The 8811-nt window shown below is 54.9% G+C and carries 8 protein-coding genes; 3 read left to right on the top strand and 5 right to left on the bottom strand.

All coding sequences use genetic code 11. The annotated features are described in order from the left end of the window. From lacNas_RS12850 to nth, 3 genes are all read left to right on the top strand, one after another. A partial coding sequence (locus lacNas_RS12850) for an amino acid--tRNA ligase-related protein (RefSeq protein WP_307865711.1) occupies window positions 1-358 on the top strand: 358 nt, incomplete at its 5' end. A gap of 89 nt (window positions 359-447) precedes the next feature. After that, a complete protein-coding gene (locus lacNas_RS12845) occupies window positions 448-1095 on the top strand; it encodes a DnaD domain protein (RefSeq protein ID WP_201330248.1) in 648 nt (215 codons plus the stop codon). A 16-nt stretch (window positions 1096-1111) separates the two neighbouring features. Next, window positions 1112-1741 carry an endonuclease III gene (nth, locus tag lacNas_RS12840; protein ID WP_201330249.1) on the top strand — a complete coding sequence of 210 codons (630 nt, stop codon included), beginning with the start codon at window positions 1112-1114 and terminating at the stop codon, window positions 1739-1741. Between the two features lie 59 nt (window positions 1742-1800). Here the strand turns inward: nth and lacNas_RS12835 are convergent, their stop codons facing one another. The 5 genes from lacNas_RS12835 to lacNas_RS12815 all read right to left on the bottom strand — a co-directional run. Further along, window positions 1801-2802 (bottom strand): D-2-hydroxyacid dehydrogenase, encoded by a 1002-nt coding sequence (locus lacNas_RS12835; protein ID WP_201330250.1) that lies wholly within the window; start codon window positions 2800-2802, stop codon window positions 1801-1803. A gap of 84 nt (window positions 2803-2886) precedes the next feature. Beyond that, a complete protein-coding gene (locus lacNas_RS12830) occupies window positions 2887-4812 on the bottom strand; it encodes an alpha/beta hydrolase family protein (RefSeq protein ID WP_201330251.1) in 1926 nt (641 codons plus the stop codon). Window positions 4813-4939: 127 nt separating this feature from the next. Next, window positions 4940-6706, bottom strand: coding sequence for an ABC transporter ATP-binding protein (locus lacNas_RS12825; protein ID WP_244660625.1), 1767 nt, complete (start codon window positions 6704-6706; stop codon window positions 4940-4942). After that, the gene (locus lacNas_RS12820) at window positions 6699-8453 is read right to left on the bottom strand and encodes an ABC transporter ATP-binding protein (protein ID WP_201330252.1); all 1755 of its coding nucleotides are present in this window, start codon (window positions 8451-8453) and stop codon (window positions 6699-6701) included. Before lacNas_RS12820 ends, lacNas_RS12825 begins: the two co-directional genes overlap by 8 nt. A gap of 49 nt (window positions 8454-8502) precedes the next feature. After that, window positions 8503-8811, bottom strand: a 309-nt coding sequence (locus lacNas_RS12815) for a MarR family winged helix-turn-helix transcriptional regulator (RefSeq protein ID WP_201330253.1), incomplete at its 5' end; no start/stop codon positions are given.

Genomic DNA, 8811 nt, shown 5'->3' with positions numbered 1-8811 from the left:
TGACCGGCCGTTCTTCATCGTGAACTACCCGGTAGCCATCAAGCCGTTCTATATGAAGAAGAACCCGGAAAACCCGCTGACCTACCTCTGTGCCGACGTTGAAGCACCGGAAGGCTACGGGGAAATCATGGGCGGGTCTGAACGTGAAGCCGACTATGACACCTTGAAGGCGCAAATTGAAGAAGCCGGCCTGAACCTGGACGACTACAGCTGGTACCTGGACCTGCGCAAGTACGGCAGCGTGCCGCACTCCGGCTTCGGGATGGGCTTTGAACGGGTCATCGCTTGGATCTGCAAGCTGGACCACGTCCGTGAAGCCGTACCGTTCCCGCGGATGATCAACAGAATGCAGCCATAAGCACGGCAGTTGTCTTTTGGCCGGCATAAAAGCTAAAATAAAAGAGTGAGTCAGCTCACTCTTTTATTTTTTTGAAAGAATGTGTGAGAATGCCAAGTTATAATTTTTATCGGCGATTGGGGACGACCAGCATCAGCAACGGCCTGGTTGCCTATTATGCCCGCCTGGGCCTGACTGAGGCAGAACTGGTGCTGCTTTTGCAGCTGGAGGCTTTTTTCCAGCGGGGAAATTTTTTCCCTAGCAATGAAAAAATCGCGGCTAATACCAATTTCACGGTCAACGATGTCAGCCTCTTGATCCAGAGCCTGCTGGACAAGGACTGCCTGCAGCTGGAGCAAGTGACCGACGGCACGGGGAAGATCAGCAGCCGCTACAGTCTGGACAAGCTCTACGACAAGCTGGACCAGTATCTTGACCAGCATGTGCAGGTCAAGGATGAAAGCGGGCAGGTGCTGGAGGAGACGGGGGACAGCTTGAACAACGATCCGGTCAACGGCCTAGCTAGAGAGTTCGAAATTGAATTCGGCCGCTACCTAACCCCGATCGAGCGCGAGGAGATCCAGGACTGGCTGAACCTGGACCACTATTCCCCGGAAGTCGTCCGCCTGGCCCTAAGAGAGGCAGTTTTGTCGCGGGCCATGAGCTTCAAGTACGTTGACCGGATCCTGCTGAACTGGCAGCGGATGAATCTGAAGACCAGCAGCGAAGTTCAGCAATATCTGGAAAGAAACCGATAGCAGACAAGGAGAATTTATGAAAAAAGGCGAAGAACTGTTGAGTGATGAGGAAGCCCGCCAGGTGCTCAAGCGGATTGATGCCATGTTTCCGGAAGCAAAAGGGGAACTGAACTGGGAGAACCGCTTCCAGCTCTTGTGCGCGGTGCTTTTGAGCGCGCAGACGACCGACAAGATGGTCAACCGGGTAACGCCCAAGCTGTTTGCTGATTTTCCGACGCCGGAAGCCATGGCCGCGGCCAGCCAGGAAGCAATCGAAGCCGATATTTCCCGCCTGGGCCTGTATCATTCCAAGGCCAAGCACCTCAAGGAGATGTCCCAGACCCTGGTTGACGATTTTGACGGCCAGGTTCCCGGCAACAAGCAGGACCTGGTCAAGCTGGCCGGCGTCGGCAATAAGACGGCCAATGTCGTTTTGGCTGAAGGCTGGGGAATTCCGGCCATCGCGGTCGACACCCACGTCTCCCGGATTTCCAAGAAGTTCAAGATCGTGCCGGAAGACGCTACGCCCCTGGAAGTCGAAAAGCGGCTGGAAGAACTGCTGCCAAAGGACGAGTGGATTCACACCCACCATGCCATGATCTTTTTTGGCCGCTACAAGATGCCGGCCCGGGCTAAAAATCCGGATCCCTACAGTTATCTGGATTAAAAAGTCAAACAAAAAACGTTAGAATTGCTTCTAACGTTTTTTTATTTGGCTGGAATTTTTTATCGGCTGACGATGCTCCGCGGCCGGCCGCCCTTGGCGATAGTCAGCTGGTCGTTCAAGCAGATCTGCACCATGTTGCGGATGGAAGTTTCCGTGTAGAAGGCGGAGTGCGGCGTGATGACGACGTTCGGCATCTTGGCCAGGGTCTTGTAGTCATCCGGAATTTCGCTGTCGCTGAGTCCGGTGTGGCCAAAGTAGCTGCTTTCCCCGGCCAGGGTGTCCAGGCCGGCACCAGCAATCTCGCCATCTTCCAGAGCCTTGATCAAAGCCTGGGTGTCAACCAGTTCACCGCGGGCACAGTTGATTAGGTAGGCGGAATTCTTCATTTCCTTGAACTGCTTTTCGCCAATCATGTTTTCCGTTGACGGGAACAGCGGGGTGTGCAGGGAAACGATATCGGCTTCCTTTAAGACCGTGTCAAAGTCCGTGTAGGTCAAAAAAGGCTCAAATTCCGGATTGTAGGCAACATCGTAGGCAATCACTTTTGCCCCCATAGCGGAAAAAATTTCGGCCACGGCACTGCCGATATGGCCGACCCCGATCAAGCCGACAGTCAAGTTGTAAATTTCATTGCTGATCAGTTCGCCCGGCCAGGTGAAATCGTGGTCGTGGTCCATCCGGTAGCGGAAGACGCCGATCTTGCGCAGGAGGTACATTGCCTGGGTTACCGTCATCTCAGCGATTGCCCGCGGGGAATAGACCGGGACGTTGGTCACCAGGAGGTCATACTTCTTGGCCCAGTCAAAGTTGATGGTATTGAAGCCGACGATTCTCAGCCCCATGCACTTGACGCCGTATTCGTTCAGCTTCTGGTAGACGACTTCTTCATCGATCGGGCCAAGCGGCTTTAAGGAAACGCTGCTGCAGCCCTCTGCCAGACTAACGTTTTCGCTGGTCAGCGGCTGGTCGGTCGTTTTGACTTCAACCTGGTTTTTGCTGGCCCAGTCGTCAATGTAAGGCACTTCTACAGGACTGACGTTATAAATGGCAATTTTAGTCATAAAAATTAGCTCCTTTTTTACTCATACTTTTGCTTTGTTGCCATTATTTATTTTAAAGCAAAAAGTACCAGCAGGGGGAGGATTTTAGCGCAAATGCTGGTCAAACCAGCTGGTGATTTCCCGCAGCCGGCGGATCCGGTGCTTGGGCTGGCCGCTTCTGGAGAGTTCGTGGTTCTCGCCCTTGAACAGGCACATCCGGCAGTCAACCCCGTAGTAGAGCAGGGCCCGGAACATCTGCATGCCTTCTGGCAAAGGACAGCGGTAGTCTTCCAGAGAGTGCAGGAAGAGAGTCGGCGTGGTGACGTTCTTGGCGTATTTCAAAGGCGACTGCTGCCAGGCGTAGTCCAGCTTGTCGTCCAGATCAGCCGCGTCGATGGCGTACAGGTCATCAAGCGGGCCAACGTCGGACATGAAGGCATCGCTCAGCCAGTTGGACATGGACCGCTGGCTGGCGGCTGCTTTGAAGCGGTGGGTGTGGCCGATGACCCAGTTGGTCATGTAGCCGCCGTATGAGCCGCCAGTAATGCCCAGCCGGTCCGGATCGATCTGTGGGACTTTTGCCAAAACGGCATCGGTGAACTTCATCAAGTCCTCGTAGTCTTCCCGGCCCCAGTGCCCGCGCATGTTGGCGTAGTCGTTGCCTTGGCCGTCTGAACCGTAAATGTTGGCAAAGAAGACGAAGTAGCCCCGGCCCGCCCAGACTTGCATTTCATGAAAAAGCGGGGTGCCGTAGACTGTTTTGGGGCCGCCGTGCACGTCAAGGATGGCCGGATACTTTTTCGTCTCGTCAAAGTCCTTTGGATAAAGCACCCAGCCATGCTGCAGTTTGCCGGCCCAGTCTTCGTAGTCGGTTTGCACGGCGGGAGCAACATAGCGGCCTTTTAAGGCAGCCGCATTGTAGTTGGAGTGCTTGGCGATTTTGCCGTCTTTGAAGCTGTAAAGCTGCTGGGTTTCGTTGGCGGCTGGCCCTGTAAACCAGCAGATGCCGTCACTGGTAAAGTCAAAAAATTCAATTGACGGGAACTCAAAAACCGGGCTGACCTTTTCTCCATCGAAACATTCCAAAACTGTGTGGTCGACCTTGGTGGTTGTGAAATAAAGCCGCTCGTCAAAGACCCGGCTGGTCCGCACGTCCATCAAGCACAAGTCGGTATCTACGCAGTCGCCCCAGCAGTCGTCCCAGGCGGCAGCCAGGCGCAGGCCCTTGCCAGCCGCGTATTCGTAAAACTGCGGATTCTCTTCGGAGCCATAGCGCTTTTCATCGCTGGCGGCCAGGAAGAGGCGGCCTTTCAAGACAAAAATGTCAAAAATCGTCCATTGGCCAGCTGGCAAAAGCTGCCGGCTTTCCAGCTTGTCCAGATCCAGCCGGTAAAGTCCAGGCATCCGGGCCTTGGAGCGGGTGTAGCTGTCGCCGGCAAAGTAGAGGACGGAGCCGGCAACATAGTGCAGGTCAAAATTGAAATATGGGTCCTCTTGCAAAAGTTCCGTCAGCTCCTGCTTGGCCGGGTCAAATACGAAGAGGCGGTCGCGGAACTTGGAAATGATGCCGTCGCCGTTGAAGTAGGCGGGAAACTCATCCAAAACGATGTAGTCCTGCTGGTCAGGGTCCTGCTTTTTTTCTGCTTCGCGCAAGTCGACCCGCCGGCTCAAAAGCAGCCGGCCGCCAGGCAGGGCATCTTCAACCGCATAGTCTTCACCGTCTAAAGCTGCTATCACCTGTGCTTCCCCGCCGGTCAAGTCCAGCTTGTAGATGAAGCTTTTGCCTTTCTCCCGGGTCCGGTTGCCGGCAAAACAGACGGTCTGCTCGTCAAGGAAGACGAAGTCCTTTTCCTCGCCAAAGGAGCTTAAAGGGGCGGGGCGGACGTTTTTTAAAGTTTCCAGGGTATAGAAGTACTTTGCTTTTTTGTCAGCGTCTGGCAGGCCTTTGACCCAGACCAGCTGGTCACCCTTGGCCTTGAGCCGGCCCAGGTTGGCGTAGTGCAGAAAATCTTCGATCTTGATTGCTTCCATGCTCATCCTCTTTTCTTTTCATAAAAAATTAATCCGTTCCCTCTAATTTACTACACTGGTCCAAAAGTTGGCAATCGAAAACCACAAAAAAGCCGGAACGTTTTCGGGCGTTCCGGCTTTCTTAAGTTTAATTCTTATCTTCAAACTGGGAATTGTAGAGGTTCGCGTAGAAGCCACCTTTTGCCAAAAGCTCCTCGTGAGTGCCCGTCTCGACAATGTCGCCGTGGTTGATGACCAGGATCATGTCCGCGTCTCTGATCGTTGACAGGCGGTGGGCAATGACGAAACTGGTCCGGCCCTCCATCAGCTTGTCCATGGCGGCCTGCACCTTCAGTTCGGTTCTGGTATCGACACTGGAGGTTGCTTCATCCAAAATCAAGAGCGGGGCATCCTTGATCATGGCTCTGGCGATCGTGATCAGCTGCTTTTGCCCGGCAGAGAGGTCGTCGGCTTTGATGACCGTGTCATAGCCGTTGGGCAGCTGCTTGACCAGGTCGCTGAGCCCGGTCAGGCTGCAGACTTCGTTCAAGCGCTGGTCACTGACGCCGGTTTGATTGTAGACCAGGTTTTCGCGCAGGTTGCCGGCAAACAGCCAAGTGTCCTGCAAGACCATCCCGAAGAGGTCGTGAACGTTCTCTCTGGTGATGTCCTTGGTTGAAACGCCGTCGATCTTGATGGAGCCGGAATTGATCTCATAAAAGCGCATGAGCAGGTTGACGATGGTCGTCTTGCCCGCCCCGGTCGGCCCAACCAGGGCAACTTTCTCCCCGGGAGCAACAGAGGCGTTGAAATCATTAACGATGACCTGGTCTGGGTAGTTGTAGCCGAAGACCACGTCCTTGAATTCGACGCTGCCTTTGACCCTGTCCAGCTGCAGCTTATTTTCTTCGCGGCCCATTTCTTCTTCGTTCAAAAATTCGAAGACCCGGCCAGCGGCAGCAGTCATCATTTCCAAACTTGAGGCCATTTGTCCCAGGTTCTGCAGAGGTTCTGAGAAAAGGCGGATGTAGACCATGAAGGCCACGATGGTCCCGAAGCTGATCTGGCCCTGGTGGGCGGCTACGGCACCAACGACGCAGACGACTACGTAAGCGGCATTGCCGAAGAACTGCATGATCGGGTTCATGGAGCCGGAAAGGGCATTTGACTTCCAGGCATATTCAAACAGGCTGTCGTTGAGCTGCTTGAATTCATCGCCAATCTGCTGCTCGCCATTGTAGGCCTTAACGACCGCCAGGCCGGTGTAGCTTTCCTCGACTTTGCCGTTTAAGACCCCGATGGTCTGCTGCTGCTTGTTGTAGTAGCGCTGAGAGGAGGAGACCAGGCCGCTGGAGAGAAGGAAGCCAAGAACGGCGGTGATCATCCCTGCCAGGGCCATTACCCAGTTGGTGATGAGCATCATCACGATGACGCCGATCAGCATGGCGACGGAGGAAACGAGGTTGGAGATGCTTTGGTTCATCATCTGGCCGATCGTGTCGACGTCGTTGGTGACCCGGCTGAGGGTGTCCCCGGTAGCGTGGCTGTCGAAATAGCGCAGGGGCACGCGGTTGATTTTTTCAGAAATATCCTGCCGCATCTGCCGGGTCATGGTTTGGGTGATCGTTGACATCTTCCAGGACTGCAGAATGTTGCACAGGCCGGCTATTACGTAGATCAAAACCAGGCCGGCCCCGATGGTCATGATCCGCCCGGTGTTCATCCGGCCGGTCAGGCCGGCGGAAATCAGGTTGGTAATTTCTGAAAGCTTGCTCGGTCCCCAGACGTTGAGCAGGGAGCCGGCGATGGCGACGATAATGGCAAAAATCAGGCTGAACTTGTAGCGGCCGAGATAAGCAATAAATTCTTTCATCGTCTGCCGGTTGGAGGCAAGGTCCAGTTTTCGTTTAGGCATGACTCAGTTCCTCCTTTGATAACTGTGAAGCAACGATTTCTTGATAAGTCGGACAGGTCTTGAGCAGGTCGGCATGCTTGCCCAGGCCAACGGCCTGGCCGTGGTCTAAGACCAGGATCTGGTCGGCATCGCGAATGGTGCTGATTCTTTGAGCCACAATTACCTTGGTGCTCTTTTTGAGTTCTTTGCTCAGCGCCTGGCGCAGCATGCGGTCGGTCTGGTAGTCAAGGGCTGAGAAGGTGTCGTCAAAAAGCAGAATTTCCGGCTTGCGGGCAATTGCTCTGGCAACGGAGAGCCGCTGCTTCTGCCCGCCGGAAACATTGGTCCCGCCCTGGGCAATGGCCGCGTCTTCTTTGCCCGGCATCTGGCTTACGAAGTCGCTGGCTTGCGCCAGGTCGATGGCTTTTTGCAAGTCTTCCGGACTTTTGACCCGGTCGCTTTGTCCAAAGCTGATGTTTGACTTGACGGTGCCCTTGAACAAGATGGCTTTCTGGGTGGCGTAGCCGATGCGGCCGCGCAGGCTGGAGCGCCGGTAGTCCTTGACGTTTTTGCCGTCAACCAGGACCTGGCCGCCGGTGGCGTCATAGAAGCGGACGATCAGGTTCAAAAGGGAGCTTTTGCCTGAACCAGTGGCGCCAATGATCGCGAAAGTAGAGCCCGGGGCGATCTTGAAGGAGATGTCCTTGAGGACTTCGCTGGCTGTTTCCGGATACTTGAAGGAAACATGCTTGAATTCGATGCTGCCGTGTTCGCTGCTGTCGGTATCCTTGCCGTCAGCCATCGAATCCGGCGTCTCCAGCACCTCGCTGACTCTTTGTGAGGAAACCGAGGCTCTTGGCCAGAGAAAGACAATCATTGACAGCATCATGAAGCTCATGACGATCTGCATGGCGTAGCTGGAGAAGACGACCATGTTTGAGAAGATTCCAAGCTTTTGCTTGCTGCCGGCAGTAGTGATCAGGGATGCCCCCAGCAGGTAGATCATCAGCGGCAGCAGGGAATTGATGAACTGCACGGAAGGGTTGAAGATGCTCATGACGTGGAAGGCGGTCATGTTGTTGTCGGTCAGTTCGTCGTTGGCCTTGGAGAACTTCTTATGCTGGTATTTCTCAGCATTGTAGGCTCTGACGACCCTGATCCCGGTCAGCTGCTCTCTGGTAACTTGATTCAAGTTGTCGTTGAGCGACTGGATCTTCTTGAACCGCGGCATGGCCACGATCAAGCCGACCGTGAGGACGGCGGTGATCAGCAGAAGCGAGCAGGCGGTTGCAGCCGTCCACTGCCAGGCCTTGCCCAGGATCTTGACGATGGCCCAGCCGGCCATGATCGGCGACATGAACATAAAGGACATGCCCATGCCGATGAAGTTCTGGATCTGCGTGATGTCGTTGGTGGTCCGGTTGATCAGCGAGTCGGCTGAGTAGCGGTCCACGTCCTGCATGGCCATATGGATCGTCTTCTGGTACATTTCCTGGCGCAGGGTCTTGGCCAGGCCAGCTGAAACCAGCGAAGCGAGGTAGTTGGCCAGCACCATGGAGATGCCAGCGCCGACGGCACAAGCCAGCATCCAGGCGCCCTGGGTCAAGATGTCGCTCATTTGTGACTTGGGCGTTTCAACCAGGGTGGTGATCGTGGACATGTAGTCAGGCATCTTTAAGTTCAGCCAGACAGTGGCGATGATGCAGGCAAAGCAGCACAGAGACTGAAAAATTTGGCGGCGGTTGAGATACCGCAGTACTTTCCCCATAAGAATCCTCCTTAAAAATAATAGGAAGCTATTGATTAGCGCAAAAAAATTACTTGGACCGGCGGACGGAAGTGTAGGCTTTGGCCAGCAAGGAGTGCAGGATCTGCTGCTCGGTTTCGGTCATGCCGCTCAGCAGGCGGGTTCTGGTTTCCAGCATGTTTTCCTTGGCATCTTCTTCCATCGCCCGCCCCTTGTCAGTGATGCAGGCCAGCTTGCTGCGCCGGTCTGCCGGGTCAGTGACGAGGCGGATCATCTCTTTTTCTTCCAGCCGGCGGATCAAGCCGGCTACGGTTGGCTGGGAGATGTGCAGCTGCCGTTCAAGCAGCTTGAGTGGCAGCCGGTCTTGGCCGGCCAGGGT

This window comes from Lactobacillus nasalidis (assembly GCF_016587775.1).
Lineage (GTDB): Bacteria > Bacillota > Bacilli > Lactobacillales > Lactobacillaceae > Lactobacillus > Lactobacillus nasalidis.
This window is presented reverse-complemented; position numbering and strand designations above follow the sequence as displayed.

Excerpts from the sequence above, each read along its gene's own strand:
- lacNas_RS12830 (WP_201330251.1), bottom strand. The coding sequence starts at position 4,812 with ATGGAAGCAATCAAGATCGAAGATTTTCTGCACTACGCCAACCTGGGC.
- lacNas_RS12820 (WP_201330252.1), bottom strand. The coding sequence starts at position 8,453 with ATGGGGAAAGTACTGCGGTATCTCAACCGCCGCCAAATTTTTCAGTCT.
- lacNas_RS12825 (WP_244660625.1), bottom strand. The coding sequence starts at position 6,706 with ATGCCTAAACGAAAACTGGACCTTGCCTCCAACCGGCAGACGATGAAA.
- lacNas_RS12845 (WP_201330248.1), top strand. The coding sequence starts at position 448 with ATGCCAAGTTATAATTTTTATCGGCGATTGGGGACGACCAGCATCAGC.
- nth (WP_201330249.1), top strand. The coding sequence starts at position 1,112 with ATGAAAAAAGGCGAAGAACTGTTGAGTGATGAGGAAGCCCGCCAGGTG.
- lacNas_RS12835 (WP_201330250.1), bottom strand. The coding sequence starts at position 2,802 with ATGACTAAAATTGCCATTTATAACGTCAGTCCTGTAGAAGTGCCTTAC.